General features: G+C 51.2%; 22 protein-coding genes. 10 read left to right on the top strand and 12 right to left on the bottom strand.

What is annotated here, in order from left to right; translation table 11 throughout:
• Positions 1-5 precede the first annotated feature (5 nt).
• The 3 genes from CHB92_RS08215 to CHB92_RS08225 all read right to left on the bottom strand — a co-directional run bounded on the left by CHB92_RS08215 (position 6) and on the right by CHB92_RS08225 (position 2,230).
• Positions 6-911, bottom strand: coding sequence for a hypothetical protein (locus CHB92_RS08215; RefSeq protein ID WP_089318713.1), 906 nt, complete (start codon positions 909-911; stop codon positions 6-8).
• 94 nt (positions 912-1,005) lie between these two features.
• Complete coding sequence (gene dtd / locus CHB92_RS08220; RefSeq protein ID WP_089318714.1) at positions 1,006-1,458, bottom strand: D-aminoacyl-tRNA deacylase; 453 nt, start codon at positions 1,456-1,458, stop codon at positions 1,006-1,008.
• A gap of 133 nt (positions 1,459-1,591) precedes the next feature.
• Positions 1,592-2,230, bottom strand: a complete 639-nt coding sequence (locus CHB92_RS08225; RefSeq protein ID WP_089318715.1) for a hypothetical protein — start codon at positions 2,228-2,230, stop codon at positions 1,592-1,594.
• A 139-nt stretch (positions 2,231-2,369) separates the two neighbouring features.
• On the opposite strand from CHB92_RS08225, the gene CHB92_RS08230 reads away from it, so the two are divergent.
• The gene (locus tag CHB92_RS08230; RefSeq protein ID WP_089318716.1) at positions 2,370-3,272 is read left to right on the top strand and encodes an ATP-grasp domain-containing protein; all 903 of its coding nucleotides are present in this window, start codon (positions 2,370-2,372) and stop codon (positions 3,270-3,272) included.
• Here the strand turns inward: CHB92_RS08230 and CHB92_RS08235 are convergent.
• Entirely contained in the window at positions 3,269-4,165 is an 897-nt protein-coding gene (locus CHB92_RS08235) for a universal stress protein (protein WP_089318717.1), read from the bottom strand. The genes CHB92_RS08230 and CHB92_RS08235 overlap by 4 nt on opposite strands.
• Before the next feature lie 162 nt (positions 4,166-4,327).
• Between CHB92_RS08235 and CHB92_RS08240 the strand changes: the two genes are divergently transcribed.
• Entirely contained in the window at positions 4,328-7,048 is a 2,721-nt protein-coding gene (locus CHB92_RS08240; RefSeq protein WP_089318718.1) for a hypothetical protein, read from the top strand.
• A 15-nt stretch (positions 7,049-7,063) separates the two neighbouring features.
• On the opposite strand, the gene corA is transcribed toward CHB92_RS08240, so the two are convergent.
• The 3 genes from corA to CHB92_RS08255 form a co-directional block, all read right to left on the bottom strand.
• On the bottom strand, positions 7,064-8,194 hold the full coding sequence (gene corA, locus CHB92_RS08245; protein WP_089318719.1) for a magnesium/cobalt transporter CorA: 1,131 nt from the start codon (positions 8,192-8,194) through the stop codon (positions 7,064-7,066).
• A 139-nt stretch (positions 8,195-8,333) separates the two neighbouring features.
• Positions 8,334-8,939, bottom strand: a complete 606-nt coding sequence (locus CHB92_RS08250) for an IMPACT family protein (RefSeq protein ID WP_089318720.1) — start codon at positions 8,937-8,939, stop codon at positions 8,334-8,336.
• 3 nt (positions 8,940-8,942) lie between these two features.
• The gene (locus tag CHB92_RS08255) at positions 8,943-9,851 is read right to left on the bottom strand and encodes a hypothetical protein (RefSeq protein ID WP_245842386.1); all 909 of its coding nucleotides are present in this window, start codon (positions 9,849-9,851) and stop codon (positions 8,943-8,945) included.
• Between the two features lie 113 nt (positions 9,852-9,964).
• On the opposite strand from CHB92_RS08255, the gene CHB92_RS08260 reads away from it, so the two are divergent.
• From CHB92_RS08260 to CHB92_RS08275, 4 genes are all read left to right on the top strand, one after another.
• On the top strand, positions 9,965-10,402 hold the full coding sequence (locus CHB92_RS08260; RefSeq protein ID WP_245842387.1) for a sugar 3,4-ketoisomerase: 438 nt from the start codon (positions 9,965-9,967) through the stop codon (positions 10,400-10,402).
• 13 nt (positions 10,403-10,415) lie between these two features.
• Positions 10,416-11,525: a DegT/DnrJ/EryC1/StrS family aminotransferase gene (locus CHB92_RS08265; protein WP_089318722.1), complete on the top strand. Its 1,110-nt coding sequence runs from the start codon at positions 10,416-10,418 to the stop codon at positions 11,523-11,525.
• A gap of 112 nt (positions 11,526-11,637) precedes the next feature.
• Entirely contained in the window at positions 11,638-12,594 is a 957-nt protein-coding gene (locus tag CHB92_RS08270; protein WP_089318723.1) for a glycosyltransferase, read from the top strand.
• Between the two features lie 196 nt (positions 12,595-12,790).
• Positions 12,791-13,777: an acyl-ACP desaturase gene (locus CHB92_RS08275; protein ID WP_089318724.1), complete on the top strand. Its 987-nt coding sequence runs from the start codon at positions 12,791-12,793 to the stop codon at positions 13,775-13,777.
• 111 nt (positions 13,778-13,888) lie between these two features.
• Here CHB92_RS08275 and CHB92_RS08280 read toward each other — a convergent pair whose 3' ends face one another.
• A complete protein-coding gene (locus CHB92_RS08280) occupies positions 13,889-14,167 on the bottom strand; it encodes a DUF427 domain-containing protein (protein WP_089318725.1) in 279 nt (92 codons plus the stop codon).
• Between the two features lie 168 nt (positions 14,168-14,335).
• Here CHB92_RS08280 and CHB92_RS08285 point away from each other — a divergent pair, with 168 nt between their 5' ends.
• Together CHB92_RS08285 and CHB92_RS08290 are read left to right on the top strand one after the other, a co-directional pair.
• Positions 14,336-15,436 carry a vWA domain-containing protein gene (locus tag CHB92_RS08285; protein ID WP_089318726.1) on the top strand — a complete coding sequence of 367 codons (1,101 nt, stop codon included), beginning with the start codon at positions 14,336-14,338 and terminating at the stop codon, positions 15,434-15,436.
• Positions 15,437-15,561: 125 nt separating this feature from the next.
• Positions 15,562-17,082 (top strand): sigma 54-interacting transcriptional regulator, encoded by a 1,521-nt coding sequence (locus CHB92_RS08290; RefSeq protein ID WP_089318727.1) that lies wholly within the window; start codon positions 15,562-15,564, stop codon positions 17,080-17,082.
• 51 nt (positions 17,083-17,133) lie between these two features.
• Here the strand turns inward: CHB92_RS08290 and CHB92_RS08295 are convergent, their stop codons facing one another.
• Both CHB92_RS08295 and CHB92_RS08300 read right to left on the bottom strand, forming a co-directional pair.
• A complete protein-coding gene (locus CHB92_RS08295) occupies positions 17,134-17,427 on the bottom strand; it encodes a hypothetical protein (RefSeq protein ID WP_308701843.1) in 294 nt (97 codons plus the stop codon).
• A gap of 100 nt (positions 17,428-17,527) precedes the next feature.
• The gene (locus CHB92_RS08300; protein WP_089318728.1) at positions 17,528-18,358 is read right to left on the bottom strand and encodes a CPBP family intramembrane glutamic endopeptidase; all 831 of its coding nucleotides are present in this window, start codon (positions 18,356-18,358) and stop codon (positions 17,528-17,530) included.
• Positions 18,359-18,512: 154 nt separating this feature from the next.
• On the opposite strand from CHB92_RS08300, the gene CHB92_RS08305 reads away from it, so the two are divergent.
• Positions 18,513-19,244 carry a hypothetical protein gene (locus CHB92_RS08305; RefSeq protein ID WP_089318729.1) on the top strand — a complete coding sequence of 244 codons (732 nt, stop codon included), beginning with the start codon at positions 18,513-18,515 and terminating at the stop codon, positions 19,242-19,244.
• Here the strand turns inward: CHB92_RS08305 and CHB92_RS08310 are convergent.
• Entirely contained in the window at positions 19,222-20,526 is a 1,305-nt protein-coding gene (locus tag CHB92_RS08310) for a dicarboxylate/amino acid:cation symporter (protein ID WP_089318730.1), read from the bottom strand. The two genes, CHB92_RS08305 and CHB92_RS08310, sit on opposite strands and share 23 nt — an antisense overlap.
• 289 nt (positions 20,527-20,815) lie before the next feature.
• Positions 20,816-21,274, bottom strand: a complete 459-nt coding sequence (locus CHB92_RS08315; RefSeq protein WP_089318731.1) for a peptidylprolyl isomerase — start codon at positions 21,272-21,274, stop codon at positions 20,816-20,818.
• Positions 21,275-21,420: 146 nt separating this feature from the next.
• On the opposite strand from CHB92_RS08315, the gene CHB92_RS08320 reads away from it, so the two are divergent.
• Positions 21,421-22,056: a fasciclin domain-containing protein gene (locus CHB92_RS08320; protein WP_089318732.1), complete on the top strand. Its 636-nt coding sequence runs from the start codon at positions 21,421-21,423 to the stop codon at positions 22,054-22,056.
• Positions 22,057-22,070 lie beyond the last annotated feature (14 nt).

A 22,070-nucleotide genomic window follows, 5' to 3' on the forward strand; every position in this document is an offset into this window, starting at 1 on the left:
GTTAATTATTGCCCGAATTTAACCACAAAATCGACGTAAGGTACCCCAATGGGGATTGATTCGGCAATGTCGGCGTTGTTCAGGAAGGCCAGGTCTACGGTAATCTTCTCTCCCATAAAGCGTATCCCATAGGAGTAAACTCCATAGTAACTGCTGTTTTCCGGTATAAACCAGTTTTCTGTTACCAGCGCTGTCTTGCGGCCTACCCGCGTCATGCCGCTTAGGGTTAGGACGGGCTGTCCGGATACTTCGTCGTCCACAAAGCCAAAACCTGCACCCAGGGTGGCGTTGTGCTCCCTGTTGCCATAGGTTACTATGCCGTAGCCGATGCCCAAGCCTCCGAAACCCTCGCCTAAAGCGGTGGTCGCATATAGCACGCCAACGCCAGCGTTTAATTTATCGCTAATTGGGATCGAGTATTTCGGGGTAATAAAGAAGGTGGGTTCGCCGGAGAAAGTAGAAATTATTTCGAATCCTGCCCCTATGGTAAACCTGTCAGTAAGCCCATAATTAAAGGAGTTAAGCACCAGGTAGGTGTTCTGGTAGTAGGCCTCTCCTTTGCGGAGGCTATAGGCCGTTGGGGAGAAAAGGTAGCGGGTGGCATTTGGGTTCTCAAACCAGTATTCCCCGTTCTTAAAATTACGCTCGTCCAGTATCCGGAAGCTGTTTACCTGCTCCATGGGCACTGTAATTTCCCCTGCGCTCTCCGTCAGCAGCCGGATACCAGCCTCGGTCTGGCCAAGGAAAACGCCCTGTAAAACAGATCCGTCTTTTGTTTGTATCCGCCAGTGCTGGCGTGGCTGCGTTTGTTCCTGTATCCTGTCCTGCGCATGGGCTACGGTACCTGTAGCGAGCAACAGGAGGAGAACGGCAAGCGTTGCCGTAAGCGCAGAGGGAGTGCTGTAGCCCATGCAGTATGAGGAAAGGAAGCTATAATTTAACTTTCCCTTAAATATATAGAAATTCCTCAGCCTTAGAGATGGCTCCCTTTTAAATATTTTTGCCTTACTCTTTGTTCTTCGAGTCGATCACGATGGTTACCGGGCCGTCGTTTAAAAGCGATACTTTCATGTCGGCGCCGAACTCTCCTGTCTGCACTTTTTTGCCTAAAGCGGCCTCCAGCAGCGCCACAAATTGCCCATATAAGGGAATCGCCACAGCAGGAGGAGCAGCATTTATATAAGAGGGGCGGTTGCCTTTCTTGGTACTGGCAAAGAGGGTAAACTGGCTTACCACGAGCAGGTCGCCTCCCACGTCCTGCACACTCAGGTTCATCTTGTCCTCGCTGTCGCTGAAAATGCGCAGCTGCACCGCTTTACTAGCCATCCACTTTAGGTCCTCTGGCGTGTCATCCGGGCAGAAACCGGCTAGCAGGAGCAGCCCGGGCCCTATTTCGCCTTTTACTTTTTTTTCGATCTCGACAGATGCCCGGGTTACCCGCTGAATGACTAAGCGCATTTTGTTCTGTGTTGGTTTCCTGCAAAGATACCAATTTGCGAATGCCAGGGAACAGAAAGCGGGGCGAGCTTAGCCTTTAAGCGATAATCAGTACAGGTGGTCGTTTAGGAGAGCGCCTTTTCTTGAAAAATGCCTAATCCACGTAGCCCTCGAACAGGATACGGTGTACTTTCCCGTTCTTAAGGAAAAAGCGGAGCAGGGTCGGGGCGCCTTCCCGGTTCGCAGCAATAACCTCGCTCGGGCTCTGGGTGATCTTCAGGTCCTGGCCATGGGCTTTAAGGCTGTTCATGAGCTCACCTTGGCTCATGCCCACCCGCAGGTTATCCCGTAGTTTTATATCCCCGCTGGTTATGTCGGCCATCTGTAGTAGTAGTATACCAGACTTAGTAGGGGCGTAAAACTCCATCACAGAGTTGCCGGAGCGGATAGTATAAATTGTGTCTGTTACGCTGGGCTGGTGTCGGTTTTCGATGGGGTCCGCATCCAGGGTAAAGTCCGCGTTGATGCGGTCGAAGTAACTATTCAGGTTGTTGACCTGGCTGTAATTGCCAATAAAAGGGTTCCCCAGCAGGCTGACATAAGCTGAGCGGCGGACAGAGGAGGTATCGGCTGCCAATGCGTTGTCGGGCGCTTCGGGCATGCCGGCTTCTTCCTCCGTAGCAGAGTCGGCGGTGCAGGCTGAGGCAAAAGTATGGATGAGTAACAACAGCACTAACAGGCGCACAGCAAGGCTGTACGAATAGCTGCGGCTGTTGTAACGGCGGTAAGGCATGTTAAATGGATAAATAGGTGCAGGTAAGACTATACCTTACATACGAGTACAGGCCGCTCAAAAGTTATAGCTAAAACTGCCTCAGCTGGTTGTTTAGGCTCAGGATAAAGTATAATTTGGCAGCAAATATGAAACAAAAATGGAAATACAACAAATAGCTTTAGTTACATATACGGACAAGGGAAGTTACGCGGGGATATCTGAAGAAGAGAACACAAAGCTCTTCGAATTGTTGCAGGAAAAAGGCCTTCCTGTTTCTTTTCAGATCTGGGATGATCCGGCAGTAGACTGGAGCCAATTTGATTTGGTACTGCTGAAGTCTCCCTGGGATTACTTTGATAAAATTGATGCTTTTTATGCCTGGCTCGACAAGCTGGAGCAGCTGAATGTACGGGTGCTGAACCCGGTGCGGACAGTGCGTTGGAACGCCGACAAGCGTTACCTGCTGGACCTGCAGACAAAAGGCGTGAAGGTAGTGCCGACTGTTTGGCTGGAAGCGGGGACAAGCTTCAACGCCGTTGAGGTGTTCACGGAACTGAAGGCGGAGAAGATAATCATTAAGCCAGCCGTGAGCGGGGGCGCCAAAAACACCTTTGCCCTTAGCCCTTCTGAGGCAGTGGTAAAGGAAGAGAAGATCAACCGCCTCTTACAACAGGAAAGCTTCCTGGCACAACCTTTCGTGGAGGAGGTCAGCACCAAAGGCGAGTGGTCTTTCCTGTTTTTTAACGGTAAGTACAGCCACACTGTGCTTAAAGCGGCTAAGCCCGGCGACTTCCGGGTACAGCACTTTTACGGGGGTACCGTGCACACGCCGGAGCCGCCTGCCGCCTTACTCGAGACTGCCCAGCACGTGATAGATACAGTGGCGAAATACTGCCTTTATGCCCGGGTAGACGGCGTGGAGGTAGCGGGAGAACTTGTGCTGATGGAGTTGGAGCTAATTGAGCCCTTCTTGTTCCTGTCTACAAATGAGGGGGCTTTTGAGCGTTACTATGAAGCTTTGATGGCGCAGATAGGAGCGCACGCTGTCAGCCTTGCTTAAGCCTTTGGGTTACTATGGAAAACCAGGAGCGGTACCTGTGTCTCCAGCACTAACTTCTTGGTCAGGCTGGGGTGCAGAACGCTGTCCAGCATCGACCGCTTTTGATTGTTCACGGCCACCAGGTCTACTTGCTGTTCTGCCACAAACTGTTGGAGCGCCTCTGCCACGTCATCGCCCTGCAATAACATAAAGCGCACATTGTCTGTCTGTACCCTTGCTTCCAGCTTTTGCTGTAGCTTGTCCAGTTCCTGCCTGTCCTGCTTTTCTGACTCACTGGTAACATGCACACAGATAATGCGGGGGGCAAAGGGGTGTAGCAGATGCTGGAGCGCATCCAGGGCCTGCAGGTCTGTTTGGTTAAAGTCGGTGGCGTAAAGCACCCGCTCCAGAGCTGTACCCTTGTGCTGTTGGGGGATGGTGAGCACCGGAACGGAAACCTCCTGTACCATCTTGGTCGTAATGGTGCCGAAAAAAGAGCGGGCTAGGTTGGAGCTCCCTCTGGTGCCCATAACCATCAGGTCAGGGCGAAAGCGTGTGATCTCTTCCGGAATCACGTCTTCCGGCAAGCCATAGATAAAGGCTCGTTCCACCTCTACCTGAGGGGCGATGCGCCGGGCCTTATGCTGCAGTTCCTCAAACAGCTCGTCCAACAACCCTTGTTCGTCTCGCTGATTACGGTTGAGCACTTCGTCTGTGATTGCCTCCGAAGCAAGGCTAAAGCCTGCCCCAAGTTCGGAAGACCCGTTTGCGTTCTCCGCGTCGAGCATGTAATCCTGGTAACAGTGCAGGAGTAATAGGCGGGCGCCCCTGGTGGCAGCGGCGATGTGTAATGCGTACTGCCCGGCGAGGGTAGAACTATCTGAAAAATCTACGGGTACGAGAACTCTGAACATGCGATTCGATGTGTTTGGGTCCTGTATACGTGCGTGTGTCAAGGAGGTGTTGTCCTTTCTGAAGCTTAACCTCCTGCGCTGCAACGGGAAGTGAACAGTTGGCAGGGACGGGCCGGTGTTTTTAAAAAATTAGGTTAATTTTGTAGCTCGAAAACGCTTGCCATGCCAAAACGCATCGTATTCTACTTCATTGGCTTTGTTGTGCTGGCCTCGCTGGCTTTCTATGGCTTTAGCCGTTGGAAAGACTCCAGGGAGAAGGTGGACCTGTGGACACTGGTGCCCGACAGTGCTGTATTGGTAGTGGAGACGAACGATCACTTAGCCTTGGTGGAGCACCTACGCGAGACAGGGCTGTGGGAAAGCTTGTCTACCTTGCCCGCAACACAACTGCTTCAGGAAAACATAGCGTACCTGGACAGTGTGGCACCGGGGAGCCAGCGGCTGGAGCGCTTCCTCGATAAAAAGGAGATACTGACCTCCGTACATGTAGTGGGCAACAAAGATGTGGAAGTTGTTTACTACATCCCCGTCAACACGGTTGGCGAGCACCGCTTTCTTCGCACGCTCACCGAGGACATTGGTAAAAGCCCTTTTTTCGACGAAGGCACCCACGAGTACCAGGACTTCCTGATCACAGATGTCCGGAACACGTATACCGGCAGCACCTTTTCCTACTTCACATATCATAACAACATCATTCTTAGTCCTTCTCCTGCCCTGTTGGAGGAGACTGTACGGCGCATCAACCGGCGTACGCCCGCTTCTGTTGCCGCTGAGTTCGCCAGTACCAATTACCTTGGCCAGCCGGACGTGTATGCCAATGTGTTCGTGAATTACCGGGCCCTGCCAGACTTGCTCGCCCTTTTCCTGGAAGCTGAAATTATGCCGGAGGTGCGCTACCTGGCCTCCCTTTGCCGCAGTGGCATGCTGGAATTAAAGCTGCAGCAGGACAAAATATTCTTGAACGGCTTTTCACTACCTGAAAAGCTGAAAACATCGCTGCACAGCGTCATGCAACCCGAGGAGCCCCGCGAGCTAGGAGTGAAGAATTACCTGCCGAACAGAACCGCCTTATTGCTGCACTTCGGCTTAAAGGAGATTGAGCGCCTGCGCCTGCCGCTACAAGTTGCGGACGTGGCTTTTGCCCCTGCTGTGGATAGCCTGGCACAGACCTTTAGCAGTGAGGCCGCTATCGCGTACCTGGAAACAAACAGCTTGACAGCCAGCCCGGAGAAAGTAGCCTATGCCCATATGCCTGCTCCTGCTCTAACCCTGCAGCTTCTGAGTAGTTTGAACAGGCAGGTGGCAGTGGCAAGAAAGCAACAGCCCTATACCGAGAGGTATGGTAGCTACGACATCATGCTGCTGCAGATACCGGAACTGCCTGCACAGCTCTTCGGCAGGTTGTTTCAGGGGTTTGAGCAGAGTTATGTCGTGCAGGTAGACAATTACCTGTTGATAGCAGAGGAGATGGCTACGCTGCGGAGCCTGTTGGATGACATCTCAGACGAGGACGTGTGGGGAAAGTCCGGCGGGCAGAAAGCCTTTCTGGAAGAGACCCTGCAGGAGGCGAACCTGAGCGTGTATTTCAATACCGTGAATGCCTGGTATATCCTGAACCGCTATGTGGTGGAGGAAAACCGGGAAGACTTATTGCAAAATGCTTCGCTGATCAAGCGCTTTAGCCAGTTAAGCCTTCAATTCTCCCTAGTAGACGGGCAGTATTATACTAGCCTTGTTATCCGCAGGCCACACCTTACAAATAATGTAACGCAGGAAACATTTGCTGTGGAGCAGACATTACCTTTAAGCAACCGCATAGATACAAGGCCCTTTCCGGTGCAAAACACGGTGGACAGGAGCCCCGAGGTGATTGTGCAGGACTCTGCTGATGTGCTGATCAACATCACGGCTTCCGGGCAACGGGGCTGGGTAGATACCCTGGGGACTTCTATCCGGGGAAGGATAAAGCAGATAGAGTATGGCCCGAACAACAAGCTAAGCTATGTTTTCGCCACCGCCAACCGCATTCATGCCATCAACAACCAAGGGCAGGAGCTGGAAAACTTCCCTTTTAACCTGGGCGATTCGCTGGACATACAGCACCTGGTTGTGTTCGATTACGAGAATAACAAGGAGTACCGGCTGCTGGTAGACGACAGCAAGGGCAACCTGTACATGTACAACATGAGCGGCGCTGCTATTCCGGGCTGGCAGCCGCGCAAACTGGATTACAAGCTGGCAGCAGAACCGCAACACCTGCGCGTGGGCGGAACAGACGTAATTCTGGTGCCTCTTGAGAACGGCTATGTGTATGCCCTTAACCCTGAGGGGGAGACCTTACCCGGTTTTCCTATCAGTTTAAAGTCTCCTTTAACTTCCGGTGTAGTGGTGAATGTTGGCGCAGACCTGAAGCAAACAGAGCTGACCGCTGTCACGCGCTATGGCAACGTGGTGACCTTCAACCTGCAGGGCAGGGTATTGAACAGGGAACAATTGCCAAGGCCAAGTAAGCGCGCGCTGTTTGAGCTGGTGCCGGAAAGCAGCGGAGGACGTTCTTTCGTAATTGTGCGGCAGGAGCAGGGGCAGGTAACTATTTTTGATCAGGACCTGAACCAGCTGTTTGAGAAACGCTATGTGACCTCCGCCCCTAAAATTGTGCAGTACTTTAACTTCGGTGGGGCTAACGAAATCTTTGCCGTTACGGAAACAGGGCCGCAGAAAACGTACCTGTACGATACAGAAGGAAATCTTATTGGCAACCGTACGTTCGAAAGCAATAAGCCGGTCTCCATTTACTACAACGAAACGACAAATACCTACACGTTGTACAAGGTGTTCCGCAACGAGTTAAAGAAAATCAGCTTTACGCTGCCTGATTAATCTCCTACAGCATTGCTAGAAGCTCTTGAACCAGCCCTTCCGGTAAAAGAAGATGAGTTGCAGCGTGATCAGCGTTATCATCAGGAAGAGTAGGATAGGGTAGGCATAAGGTTGGTAGAGTTCGGGCATGTTGTAGGGTAGTACATCCCCCGTATCTGGATTCTCCCGGGAGAAGTTCATCCCGTACAAGCCCACGATAAAGCTCAATGGAATAAAGATACTGGAGATGATGGTAAGCACCTTCATGATCTCGTTCATCCTGTTACTTACCGTGGACATATATAGCTCCACCAGGCTGGAGGCCATTTCCTTGTGGTTATCGATCAGATCCACTAACTGAACCGAGTGGTCATAGGCATCCCGGAAGTACACATGCAGCGATTCCGGAATGGTATCTTCGTCCATGCGCAGCAGTTCTACCATCTTGTCCCGCTCTGGCCAGGCAATCCGCCGTAGCTTGATGAGTTCGCTTTTCAGGTCGAGAATACTGCTCAGGGTAGACTTGTTCGGCTCCCGTAACACCTGTTGCTCCAGGTCCTCTATGTAAATGCCAATCTCCCCGATTACCGGGAAGTAGTAATCCAACACTACGTCCAGAATGGCATAGGCCATGTACATGGTCGGGCGGTGCCGGATAACCCCTTTGCCAATCCGGATGCGCTCCCTCAGCGGGTCCAGGCAGTCGCCATAGTCGCTCTGGAGGGTAAGCACGTAATTGGGGCCAGTAAAGAGAGACAGCTGTACGTCGTCCAGGCTTTTGAACTCTGGTGACCAACGCAGCATACGCGTAATAATGAACAGCCTGTTGTCGTCAAACTCCTCTACCTTGGGGCGCTGGTAATCGTTTATCACGTCTTCCATTTGAAGGGGGTGCAAACCAAAGTCTATCGTGAGTTGCTCCAGCATGGCCTGTTCACCGTAGCCTCGAATGTCTATCCAGTGGCGGGCTTCTGGTTTTGCCTGCACGCGCTGCAGCAGCTCTCCGTAGCTTTTTAGCTCTATCTCCTCAAAGAACTCCTCGTTGAACGACATCAGGAAAAAGCGCGGGGGATACGCCTCAGTTGGTATCAGCAGAGAACCTGGTTTTAGGCCTGCTTTGCGATCGAGTATTTTGCTGCGGGTGCGGCGGTGCTTGCGTTTAGACATGGGTATGCGTTGGGATGGTCAACAGGCCAATTACGGAAAAAATAACTGAATTTACCGGAATGAGCCTTGTCAGGCTGTGGGCAACTGGTGTTCTGTACATGTAAGGATGAAAGGAGGGGGCTTGCAACTGCAGGCTAAATCAGCCTTTTACAGACACCTGTACGCCGTCTACCTCTTCCAGCCTGGTGGTTATTTCCTCTTCCAGTTTCCGGCGCACTTCCAGGGTCAGGCGGCAGTCCAATTCAAAGTGTTGCTCCCGCACGTCTAGGTTATACTCTTTTACCAGGCTCATCACGTCGTTCATCTGAGGGTAGGCGTAATGCGCCTGCAACAGCACAGTCTCGTGTTTTTCAACGATGGTCGCATGCTCGATCGCATCGGCCGAGGCGGTCTTGTAGGCGTTGATCAGACCGCTGACCCCCAGCTTGGTGCCCCCGAAGTAGCGGATTACCGCAATCAGCACATTACTAAGGTCGGCAGAGCGGATCTGCCCCAGGATAGGATCCCCGGCAGAATGGTTTGGTTCGCCGTCGTCATTGGCGCGGTAGCGACTTTTGTCGGCTCCCAAGCTATAGGCATAGCAATGGTGGCGGGCATCGTAGTATTTTTTCTTCAGGTCTGCCATCACCTCTTTTACTTCCTCCTCTGTGTACACGGGGTAGGCCAAAGCAATAAACTTACTGCCTTTTTCCTTGTAAAGGCCTTCGGATGGCGCTTCGATGGTGCGGTAGGTGTCTTCTTCCATAAGCTAAAACAGGTTACGTGCTATTTCCTGATACGAGAGCAGCACCAGGGCCAGAACCGCGAGGCCGAGCCCCACCAGGTTGAGGCCATTGAGCTTTTCTTTGAAAAAGAGAACGGCTCCTAGAGCGCCCGCCATGATAATACCCATGTTATTGATCGGGTAAAAGAAGGCCCCGTCGTTATCGAAGGCGGCGAGTGCTTTGATCAGGAAAAAGATAGAGAAAAAGTTAGGTACTCCCAGTATAACGCCGGCCACAAGGCTACGACGTTTAAAGTGCGTCTTGCCAAAAGCTTTCTGGTATAGTAACACGAGCAGGCCAACTACAGCAGAGGTCGCAAAGGTCAGCATGGTAAACTGGCTCGCTTCGTGGGCCTGCAGGTAATATTGATTCGTGTAGTTGATGAGCGAATCGGCAATACCCCCATTCAGAAATATGGTAAGTGGGAGTATGAGTGCCATGGCAGGGGAGGCCTCCACTCCTTCTGCCTGCCGCGGCCGCAGGGAGGAAAGGACGATGGCTACCAGGGCCAGGCCCATGCCCAGGTAGTTGAGCAAGGTGTAGTCCTTCAGGCTTGTCTGCAAGACCAGCAGGCTGAACAATACCGGAATCACCAGAGAAATTTTAGCGGCTACGGATGTGGCCGTAACGCCTACCTTTTGCGTGGAAAGGGCTATCAGGTAAAAAGTGCAGATAAAGATGGTGCCAAGGGCCAAGGCAAAGTAGGCCCAGGTGCGTGTAAAGATCTGCGGTTGTAATACCTCAGCACCCTCCGGAAAAGCCAGTCCCACGAGTATACAGACCACGTAGTTGACCACGATAGCCTGAAACACGTGCACGTTGTAGCGTTGGAACAACTTAAAAATGAAGATCAGCAGAGTGCTGACTAATATACTGAGGAGAAGGTAGAGCATAGGTTTTCTCGGCAGTGTCCCCTTGCCTGCCTTACTGCAAAGGTAGCCAACTAAGGGCAAGGGCAAAACCCGGGGACTAAACGGAACATAATTACAGCAAAAAGGCTTATTTTGTGACAGTACTAAATCCAAAGCCATTGCCTGCCAATCCATACCTGATTCCCTTGGAGCGCATGGGTAGCCCGGAAGAAGGCTTCCTGACCTCTACGCAGTTAGCTGCAAATGTCCCTTTTAAAATTAAAAGAGTGTTCTGGACGCATGACATCCCGATGGGGGTAACGCGGGGGAACCATGCGAACAAAGCCACGGAAGAGGTGCTGATTGCCATCTCAGGGAAGCTTCAGGTGAAGGTGGACACGGGCAACGAAGTGTATGTGTTTGATCTGAGCGACTCCCGGCAAGGCGTCTATATTCCGGCCATGTGTTGGACGGAGCTGCAGTTTTCGGAAGGGGCCATCGCGCTGTGCCTTGCCTCAACGGATTACGACGAGAAGGACTACATCCGCGATTATGCATACTTTAAGCAGTTAGCAAATCACCTGGCGCTGTAGCCAGTTCTTCCGTATGGCGTCGATCCCATATTTTCAGTTCAGAGGTTACCCAGCCGGTTTAGAAGCTGCTGTGGAAGCTGCTTTGCTGGAAGCGGTGGCGAGCAAGCATTACATCTTAGGCAAGCAAGTAAAGACCTTTGAGGAGGCCTTTGCGCGTTTTATCGGAGTAGGGCATGCAGCAGGTGTCGGCAATGGCTACGATGCCCTGGTACTCGCTTTAAAAGGTGTGGGGATAGGGGCTGGCGACGAAGTGGTCGTGCCCGCTAATACCTTTGTGGCCACTGTAAATGCTATACTGCAGGTAGGGGCGAAGCCGGTTTTGGTAGAGCCTGATGCCCATACCTATAACCTTACTATCAGGACAGCGGCGAAAGCTGTTTCTTCAAAGACAAAAGCCTTATTGCCTGTGCACCTATACGGGCAGGTATGTGACATGGCGCCGCTTCTTGAGCTGGCACAGGAGCATAACCTGTCGGTAGTGGAGGACGCTGCCCAGGCGCATGGTGCAACTTATCGGGGGCAGAAAGCTGGCTCCTTTGGGGATGCCGCTGCCTTCAGCTTTTACCCTACCAAAAATCTGGGGGCGCTGGGTGATGCCGGTGCCGTGGTTACGGATGATATAGCAGTGGCAGAATTTATCCGGAAATACCGCAATTACGGTGAGGTGCAAAAGTACCGGAGTGAGTTGGTAGGGGTGAACTCGCGCCTGGACGAGCTGCAGGCAGCTGTGCTGCGGGTAAAGCTACAACACCTGGATGAACTGAACGTTGCCCGTCAAAAGTTGGCCCAGGTATATTTGCAGGAACTTCAGGATGTAGGCGGCTTGATGCTCCCATACACTGCTCCAGGCTGTGGCCACGTGTACCACGTCTTTAACATCCGGACCGCTCCACGAGATAAGCTGAAACAACACTTGCTGGAGCAGGGCATAGGAACAGCTATTCATTACCCAGTGCCCGTGCACTTGCAGCCCGCCTACGGGTTTTTAGGTTACAAGCAAGGCGACTTACCTGTAGCGGAGGACTTAGCGAGCACCAGCCTTAGCCTGCCGCTGTTTCCGGGAATGCAGGCGGAGGAGCAGGAGAGGGTGGTAGACGTAGTGCGAAAGTTCTTTAGAAGATAAGCATACATTCAATTATAATTTGTCCAAACTGGAGAATAACATGATCCTTGGCTTGTACAGCGTGATATGAACATAGCCTTCCAGTCTGCTTAATTTCTTAGTACCTTCGCAGATGCACCAACTACCCTTAGTCTCCATCATTTGCCTGTGCTATAACCATGAACGATTCTTGCGAGAGGCGCTGGATTCGGTGCTGGCGCAAACTTATCCGAGCGTGGAGATACTGGTAGTGGACGATAGCAGTACGGATGATAGCGTGGCCATCATTCAGGAGTACCTGGACAAGTACCCGCAGATAAAGTTTATCAGTACCGGGCAGAACGTTGGGAACACAAAAGCTTTTAACATCGGATGGAGGGCCAGCCGGGGGGCGTACCTCCTTGATTTTGCCACGGATGATGTGCTGTTGCCTGAGCGGGTAGCCCAGCAGGTGGCGGCCTTCGAACAGCTCGATAAAAGTTATGGCGTGGTCTTCTCCGATGCGGCATATATTTCCGACGCTTCTGCTCACCTGGGTTATCATTATCAGCGGCACCAGGATGGGACTGTGGCTGCGGAAGTGCCGTCTGGCGATGTGTTTAAAGATATTTTGCGGCGCTATTTTATTTGCCCGCCAACGATGATGATGCGGCGGGAGGTGTTTGAGGACCTGGGGGGCTATGACGAAGCCTTGGCTTATGAGGACTTCGATTTTTGGGTGAGGTCGTCGCGCAAGTACAAATACTTTTACCTGAACCGCGTCACGACTCTGCGGCGCGTGCATGAGCGATCGCTCTCTCAGGGCTTGTACAAAGTAGGGAATAAGTTACTCTCCTCCACCGTGAAGGTGTGTGAAAAGGCAGCGCGACTGGTACTAACAGAGGAAGAAAGGCAGGCCCTGGCCGTGCGCCTTAAATATGAGGCCAGGCATGCCTACCTTACCTGCAATTATCAGGAGGCGGAGCAGCTGTTTTCGCTTTTACAAAAACAGGGAAAATTACCCTTTTTATACCAGCTTTTAAGGCAGCTAAACCGCCAGAATATCAACCTGAGTTTCCTTCGGAAATGGTACCATCACCTCCGAAAATAAAATTAATTGCACTCTTTTTCTGATACTTCTGTTATATTTTCTTCAATCCGCATAACTCATTCCTTTTTTTTCGTAAGTATAAGTTGCTTAACAGATTAATTAGGGTTTCCTGTACGGACCTTGTTAAATTATTAATCTGCCGAGCAGCTATATTCGCTTTAATAAGTATATTTGACTTTTAATCAACCAAAACAGAATGATCACAGCACCGACTGCCTCCCGAATAGAAGTAATCAGATGGATGGAAGACTTTGTGGGTGAAAAGCTCTCAGAGTTTCTTAAGTCAGTAGAAGATAGTTGGCAACCTGCTGATCTTTTGCCTGATAGCACGTTGGATAATTTTTTTGACGAGCTCAAGGACTTGCGGGAACGTGCCCGTGATTTAAGTTATGACCTGTTGGCTGTACTAGTAGGGGACACCATTACCGAAGAAGCATTGCCGACGTACGAAAGCTGGCTGATGACGATCGATGGCCTGCCGCAAGACCCAAACGGCCCGTGGATGAAGTGGAACCGCAGCTGGACTGCCGAGGAAAACCGACATGGTGATGCGCTGAACCGTTACCTGTTTCTGAGTGGTCGCATCAACATGCGCGAGATGGAAGCCTCTACGCAGTACCTGTTGGCTGATGGCTTTGACTTGCAGACGGACAATGACCCGTACCGCTCTTTTGTGTACACCAGCTTTCAGGAAACAGCAACGAACATTTCGCACCGCCGCGTAGCACAGATTGCTAAAAAGCAGGGAGATAACATGCTGGCCAAGCTTTGCGGCCATGTGGCAGCGGATGAGGCCCGACATGCCAAAGCCTACAAAGCCTTTGTAAGCAAGATATTTGAGGCCGATCCGAACGAAATGATGCTTGCTTTTGAGGACATGATGCGCAAAAAGATCGTGATGCCAGCGCACTACATGCGTGAACTGGGTGTGGACCTGGGGAAAACGTTCGGTCATTTTACAGATGCCGCACAACGCATTGGGGTGTACACCTCTGCCGATTATACCGACATTCTGGATGGCTTGATCAAGGAGTGGAAGATTGAAGGACTGACTGGCCTGAACGAAGCTGGTGAGCGCGCCCGTGATTATGTGATGGCGCTGCCAAACCGCCTGAAGCGTGTAGCCGACCGCATGCGTGTTCCTTCTTTGGAATACAAGTTCCGTTGGATTGCAGACCGGTAGACAAACCAGCACCTAAAAATTAATTGATATAAAAAGCAGGAGGGGAGCCATTAAATCGGCTCCCCTCCTGCTTTTTGCCTTTGATATAGGGCTCTTTTCCCTAGCACTTCGTTACTCTTCTAGCTTTATCTCTTTCGAGAACGCAATATATCCCCTGACCTCTTTGCCTGCGTCTGTCGGGTCTGGGTAAGACCAGGCCCCGTCCAGCTTCACGTCGCCGTGTACTTTTACGTGGTAATACGTCGCCTCGCCTAACTCAGAATCGGTGTGCGTGCGGCTCTCCTCCAGGTACTCCGGGTTTACGTTGTTCGGTGGGAAGTAGTGGTTGCCATTCACTTCTACGGTACGATCACTGTCTGCAATCACTACGGCATTCCATATCGCTTTCATAAATTATTACGTTTTATAGTTTGTGATATCCTAGTTCTACTAGGGCTGTTGGATAAATGTTGAATTCTTAGGCTTTATCTTCTAAATTATTGCATGTAGGAGGCGTTAAGCCCTTTCCCGAACAATGTGGCGGCCTGCACTGTTATACCTCACAAAGCACTTTACTTTATGTCTTTAGGATACCGTTTTTCAGAATATGTACCACCCCAGGACGACAAGCCGGGGTTCGAATCACTATTGAAAATCTTTATGCAACTGGTCACCATTACCTCCGGAGATGTTGGGGAGGCATTGAACTGGCTCAGTTCGCTCGACAAGCAATATAATTTGACCAGTGGTGAGTACGGCATCGGCGACTTTATAGAAGACCTGCGCAAAAAGGGTTATCTGGATGAAGACCCGCAGCGACAGGGAAACTTTACACTGACGGCCAAGAGCGAGCAGGGCATCCGAAAGAGTGCTTTAGAAGAAATTTTCGGGAAACTGAAGAAAGGAGGCAAAGGCAGCCATGCCACCCCGCACACAGGTATTGGCGATGAGGCCAGCACCGACCGGCGGGAGTACCGTTTCGGGGATGCGCTGGAGCAGATTTCCATGACGGACTCGCTGCGCAATGCCCAGATAAATCACGGCATCGGCGACCTGCGCTTAACCGAGCAGGACCTGGAGGTAACCGAGACGGAGCACAAGACACAGGCGGCTACTGTGCTCATGATTGACATCTCGCACTCCATGATCCTGTATGGCGAAGACCGTATTACACCGGCTAAAAAAGTAGCCATGGCCCTCGCGGAGCTGGTGAAGCAGAAGTTTCCGAAAGACTCGCTGGACGTGATCGTGTTTGGCAACGATGCCTGGCAGATAGAAATCAAAGACCTGCCTTACCTGGAGGTGGGGCCTTATCACACGAACACGGTGGCAGGGCTGGAGTTGGCGATGGACATCCTGCGCAAGCGCAAGACGCCCAACAAGCAGATCTTCATGATCACGGACGGAAAGCCCACCTGCTTAAAAGAGGGTTTGCGCTATTACAAAAACAGCTTCGGGCTGGACCGCAAGGTGGTGAACAAAACTCTGAACCTGGCTGCGCAATGCCGGCGCCTGAAGATCCCGATCACGACTTTTATGATCGCCTCAGACCCTTACCTGCAACAGTTTGTTGACGAGTTTACACAGGTAAACAACGGCCAAGCCTACTACAGCAGCCTGAAAGGCTTGGGGCACCTTGTGTTCCGGGATTACAAGCAGAACCGTAGAAAAACGTTTTAAGAAGTATGCAAGTATTTATGTTTTACTAAGGTGATAACTTTGATAAGACGTACCTGCGCCATAGCAGTTATTCCTGAGCAGGGAGCCACAACCGAAGCCAAAGGAGTAGAACAGAAAAAGACAAAATGAAATATAAGAACATTCCTTCCGAGAAATTATTACAGATAAAAACCCTGGGCCAGCTGAAAGCAGCTGGCTATGAGCCACAGTCAGTTAAGCAGGAGCTGCGTCAGAACCTGATCAAAAAGCTGCAGAACAAAGAAGAGGTGTTCCCGGGTATCTGGGGCTATGAGGAAACCGTAATCCCGGACATGCAGCGTGCGATCCTGTCGATGCACCATGTGAACCTGCTTGGCTTGCGCGGACAGGCCAAGACTCGAATTGCCCGGCAGATGGTAGATTTGCTGGATGAGTACATTCCTGTAGTGAAGGGTTCTGAGTTGAACGATGACCCCTTGCAGCCGCTTTCGCGTTATGCCAAGGACCAGGTGCACGAGCATGGCGACGATACCCCTATTAGCTGGCTGCATCGCTCTGAGCGCTATACCGAGAAGCTAGCCACGCCTGATGTGTCTGTAGCAGACCTGATTGGGGACGCGGACCCCATTAAAGCCGCTACCCTGAAGCTGCCTTACTCTGATGAGCGGGTGATTCACTTTGGCCTGATCCCTCGTTCGCACCGCGGTATTTTCGTCATCAATGAGTTACCGGACTTACAGGCGCGTATCCAGGTGGCGTTGTTCAACATTCTGCAGGAGGGCGATATCCAGATCCGTGGCTTTAAAGTACGCATGCCCCTGGACATACAGTTCGTATTTACGGCCAACCCGGAAGATTATACAAACCGTGGTTCCATCGTAACGCCATTGAAAGACCGTATCGACTCCCAGATTATCACGCACTACCCGAAGAGCATCGAGACAGGGAAGAAGATCACCAGCCAGGAGGCGAGAGTGAAAGCCGGACAAAGCGAGGTAGTGCAAACGAACGACATTATCCGCGACCTGATAGAGCAGGTGGCTTTTGAGGCCCGGGAGAGTGAGTACGTGGATGCCAAAAGCGGGGTGTCTGCCCGACTGACCATTTCTGCCTTTGAAAACCTGCTAAGTGCCGCAGAGCGAAGGGCCCTGCTAAATGGAGAAAGTGCTACGTATGTGCGGGTTGCTGATTTTCTGAATACGATTCCTGCAGTTACCGGTAAAGTAGAGCTGGTGTACGAGGGCGAGCAGGAGGGAGCGGGCCATGTGGCGCAGGTACTCATGGGCAAAGCGATCCGTACTCAGTTCCTGAACTACTTCCCGGATCCGGACAAGGGTAAGAAGTCGAAACAAGGCAACCCTTATAAAACGGTGACAGACTGGTTCGGGGATGGTAACACTGTGGACATATTGAGCGATGCTTCCGAAGCAGATTATAAGAAGGCCTTGCAGCGCGTACCCGGCCTAAAGGAGCTGGTAGAGAAATATCAGCCAGACGCGAAAGGAGACGAGAAGCTGTTTATGATGGAGTTCGCCTTGCATGGCCTAGCAGAGCACAGCCAGCTCAGCAAGAATCGCCTCAGCACCGGCTTACAGTTTAAGGACCTGCTTAGTGGGATGTTTACCATGCCGGATTTTGGCGAGGAAGACGATGACGACAACTACTAACGTTTGGTGGCTTTTAAGTAGAAAGGCAGGAGTGTTAAGCTCCTGCCTTTTTTATTGCTGTAAAAGCGCCTCCGCCATCTGATCCCACTCTCTGTCCAAAGAAACAGCCGGCCTTTTTCTGCCCGCCCGGCTGTACCAGTAGTCAGCGTTCCAGGTGTCGCCTTCTTTGTGGTGCAGGTACGCATGTACCCAGGCAGCCTCTTTGTCCGGCAGGTCCTGTACTAACTCGTGTGCTTTATCCCAGTTCCCTTTCGCCTCATACCATAAGGCCTGTAGGTAGACAGACGTATTGACGGGAGGTGTATTAGCCGACAGGCTCTGTTTATAGCTATGTAAATCCATCATCAACGAGTAACAATTCAATTCTAAAATGCCGGGGAAGAGTAATTCGCTTTAGCCCTTATTACTGGCAAACAGGCAGGCTAGTTTCCTGTTTATGGTCGCCCTATGCCCTTATCAGTTGCTTTTTGACCGAAGGCTTTTGCCGCCAGGCGAATGCAATGGCTAGTACGATCAGTAACCGGATTACTGTGAAGATGGCCTCTCCGACAGGCTCCAGGTTAACAGGATAGGCCATGTTGGCCATCAGGTGCAGCAGTACTGCCGCCAAAATACTTCTGTTCGTGTTGTTATAAACCCAGGTAAAGACGATAGAAAGGAAGACCAGCTGAAAAGACCAGGACCAGAACTGAAAGCCAAAGCCTTTGGCATGCTGCGAGGTGCCCTCGATAAAGAACAGCGGCAAGTGCCAGCATATCCAGAAAAAGCCTAGTATGGCACTGCCTTTCAATGCTCCCCACTTTTCCTGCAGTGGGTCCAGCACATAGCCGCGCCAGCCTAACTCTTCCGCTACAGGTCCACCCAAGATCATGATCAGTGCAAAAATCAGCGCATCCGCAGGTGTTTCGAGCCCACTGAACAAGCTCTCTACGGGAGGTTGGGAGCCGCCAAAGAAAGAGTAGACATAGTAGCCCAGAAGGTAGATAGCCGGAAAAAAGAGAAAGATAAACAGATACCACCTCCAGCCTATGCGCTTTAAGCTAAGGACTCTATTCCAAAAGTCGCCCCTTGTCTCCTTATCTGAGGAGGCCTGAACCAGGAAAACAGCAGCGAAGGTTGGCCCAAAGGCGCCCAGAATGATAACTGGCAGGAGAAGGCTCTCCGGCATTGGGACGGCCAGCACAGCTCCCCAAACAACCCAGGAGAAGGCAAAACTTAAGGCGAAGAAGGTCCAGGGCTTGGACGGCTCTCTTTGCTTCAGGTACGAATCACGCATAGTTTTCTTTTGAGAGGAAGTTCTTGAGGATGTTTACTTAAATGTACTAAAATTTACAGGAAGTGCACTTATAGCCTCACCGGATTAGATTGTTTATCGGTTAAAGTCCTGTTGTGCTAAAAACCCGGACAGTCTAATTCAAGTAGCCTTTAACATGGTGCAACATGTTTCGATATGGCCGGTGCTGGTGCTGGCCTTTATACATTTCTTTGGAACGAGACTACGGTTTTGGGCTGGCGTACCACGTAGTATATGGCTATCAGCAGCAGGAGGAAGCTCTGTTGCCTATGTATTTCTGCATTTGTTTCCTGAGCTGAGTGAAGGACAGGAGCATATAGAGCAGGCTTTTCCGGGGGAGGGATTTCTGAGCCATCACGTGTACATCATGGCCTTACTTGGTCTCACTGTGTTCTTCGGGTTAGAGCGTTCGGTGATAGATTCAAAGAAGGAAAACAAAGAGGAGGAGGGGGTGTATGTGCCCTCTCCAGGACTTTTCTGGCTTCACATAGCTTCCTTTGCCGTGTACAACGCCCTGATCGGTTATATCCTTTTTTATAGAGAAGAGGGGCCGCTGCGCAAGCTAATCCTGTTTACCGTAGCCATGGCGCTGCACTTTATTGTTAACGACTTTGGCCTGATGGATCATTACCGCTACAGGTACAGGAAGTACGGCCGTTGGCTGTTGGTACTGGCGCTTATAGGAGGCTGGAGCGTTGGTTATTTGATAGAAGTATCGCACACGATCATAGTGCTGGTACTGTCTTTTATAGGAGGAGGCGTAATTCTGAACGTGCTGAAGGAAGAGTTACCCGAAGAGCGCAAAAGCCGCTACTGGGCCTTTGCGCTCGGGGTTATTGCCTATGCTATACTCTTGCTGTCTCTTTAGGCGGTTGCAGCTGGTCTTCGGTGCGTGCCACCATCATGGATACCGTAGCATCGCCTGTCACGTTTACCGTAGTGCGGATCATGTCCAGGATACGGTCAGGGGCCAGTATGAGGGCTATCCCCTCTACCGGGATACCAGCCTGTTGCAGTACGATTACGAGCATCACGGTTCCGGCGCCAGGCACGGCAGCAGCGCCAATTGAGGCGAGGGTAGCGGTCATTACAATACCGATCTGCGCCATGATGTCGAGCTCTATGCCATAAGCCTGTGCAATAAAGACGGCAGCCACAGCCTGATAAAGGCTGGTACCGTCCATATTAATCGTGGCGCCCAACGGTAACACAAAGCTGGTGATTTCCCGGTTAATGCCCAGGTTCTTTTCGGCGCACTCCATGGTTACCGGCAAGGTAGCGGCACTGGAGGAGGTGGAGAAGGCCAGCATCTGTGCCGGGAAGATTCCTTCGAAGAACTTCTTATAGGTGGTTTTCCCTACCAATACGGCAAGGGCAGGATAGACAACGAAAATCATGATGGCCAGACCGGCTATCACTACCAGGCAATAATAGCCAAGAACCAGTAACAACTCTAAGGCAGCGTTAGGGTCTTCGCCGGCAAACTCCACCACCAGGCCTGCTAACAGGGCAAACACACCATAAGGGGCCGTTTGCATGATAAAGTCCACGATCTTCAGGATAACCAGGTTCACCCCCTCAAAGAAGTCATTCACAGGGGCGGCCTTGTCGGGCGGTATGGTGATGAGGGCGATGCCGAAGAGCAAGGCAAAGAAAATGACCTGCAGCATGGCCCCGTTGTTTGTTAAGGAACCGAATATGTTTGCCGGTACGATATCAACCAGAGGCTGTAGTGGCCCTTGCCCCTCCACAGCGGCGGCATCTGTGGATTTTTGGGTGGTAGTAGAAGCAAACTCCTCTCTGAACTCCTCCCGCTTCTCCGGCGAAAAAGCTTTGCCCGGTTCCGTCAGGTTTACCAATACCAAGCCCATGACCACGGCAACTACTGTCGTCATGAGATAGATGCCAATGGTTTTAGAGCCAATACGGGAGAGTTTGCTGATGTCGCTGAGGCTGGACACGCCCGTGATCAGGGAGACAAGTACCAGCGGTACGGCAATGAGCTTGAGCAGGTTGATGAAAATGGTGCCAAAGGGCTTGATCCAGTCGAGTGTGAACTCAATAAGACCGAGGGAACTGGCTGCTATACCCCACAGCACGCCGAGGGCCATGCCGATCAGGATCCGCCAGTGTAAAGCAAGTCTTTTCATACGTAGTTTAAGGTCAGGGGCAAAGCATGGTGGCTCTACCCGAATATGCATGTAAGCTTAGGGTTATACGGGAGCATGGTACTAAAAAGCCGGGACAGGCAAAGCAGGAATTCCCAATAGGCACCGAATCGCTCTATCCTAAAATTACGCATAAATACTCAGGAAGCAGGATTATTGTTGGAAAGTTGCTGTAGTACCTCCTAAAAGTGCATCGTGGCAGAAGGGTAGTAAAGAAAAAAGCCGCTCTAAGAGCGGCTTTTGATAGAACGTTGAGAAGTGGTAGGGTATACTATTCCTCGTTCACGACAACTTTTTCGATTCTGTCGTTCGCCTTGATCTTGTCGATCACCTCGTCGCCTTCTACCACTTTGCCAAACACAGTATGGTTACGGTCTAAGTGCGCAGTGTTTTTGCGGCTGTGGCAAATGAAGAACTGGGAACCTCCTGTATTACGGCCGGCGTGAGCCATGCTCAGCACGCCCCGGTCGTGGTACTGGTTCTCGCCTGTCAGTTCACAGTCGATCTTGTAGCCCGGTCCGCCTGTACCTGGTACTCCCTTCGCGCCTTCGCGCGTGTTCGGGCAGCCACCCTGAATCACAAAATCAGGAATAACGCGGTGGAAGGTAAGGCCGTCGTAGAAGCCTTTCTTTGCAAGATCTATGAAGTTTTGTACTGTTTTAGGAGCGTCTTTCTCATAAAACTCGACTTTCATCACACCTTTGCCAGTATGGATTTCTGCAGTTTTCATGGTTTGTTCGGTTATGCGTTAAAACAATGTGGATAACAAAAGTACGGAATTTATAGTTTAAGAAAGGGAGATGGCTCTTTTTAGGGAGCCAAAGCGATTTAAGCTTTATAAAACTTACGTTTAATTAAGCACGACGAACACAAACTATGAAAAGAACCCGATTATTTACTTTTGGAGCTGCGCTTTTTGCTTTGACCATGCTGTTTAGCTGTGGCTCTCCGGAAGACGCAGTTGAAAACGAGATGCAGCAGGAGAACAATGACCCCAACATGCGCGACAATCTCGACCCGCCTTCCCACGCAGCACCTGATGATGAGGCAGACCTACGTATGACAGACCCGGCTATAGGCGGACATACCATGATGCCGACGCAGTTGATCACAGAGAACATTACCTCTAATATGAACCTGACTACTTTCGCTTCTCTAATCAGAAAGGGAGAGATAGTGGATGTATTGGCAGGTACAGGACCTTATACCATTTTTGCCCCATCTAACGAAGCCTTTGAGTCTTTGCCAGAGGGTGTGCTGGAGAACCTGACGGATGAGGAAAACCAGCAACGCCTTAAGGAGTTGTTGAATAACCATATTGTAACGGGGGCGATCACGAATGCCGAACTGCTGGACGCTACTACGCTTAATACGGTTGGAGGAGAGCGATTAACAGTCACCAAACGCGGTGGGAATGTAATGGTTAACGGAGCAGAAGTAGTGGAGGGCGGTATTATCAGCGATAATGGCGTGATTCACGTGGTCGACAAAGTACTGACGGTCGAGAATTAACCGACACACTATAA

The sequence above is a fragment of the Pontibacter ummariensis genome (genome assembly GCF_900188175.1).
GTDB classification, from domain to species: domain Bacteria; phylum Bacteroidota; class Bacteroidia; order Cytophagales; family Hymenobacteraceae; genus Pontibacter; species Pontibacter ummariensis.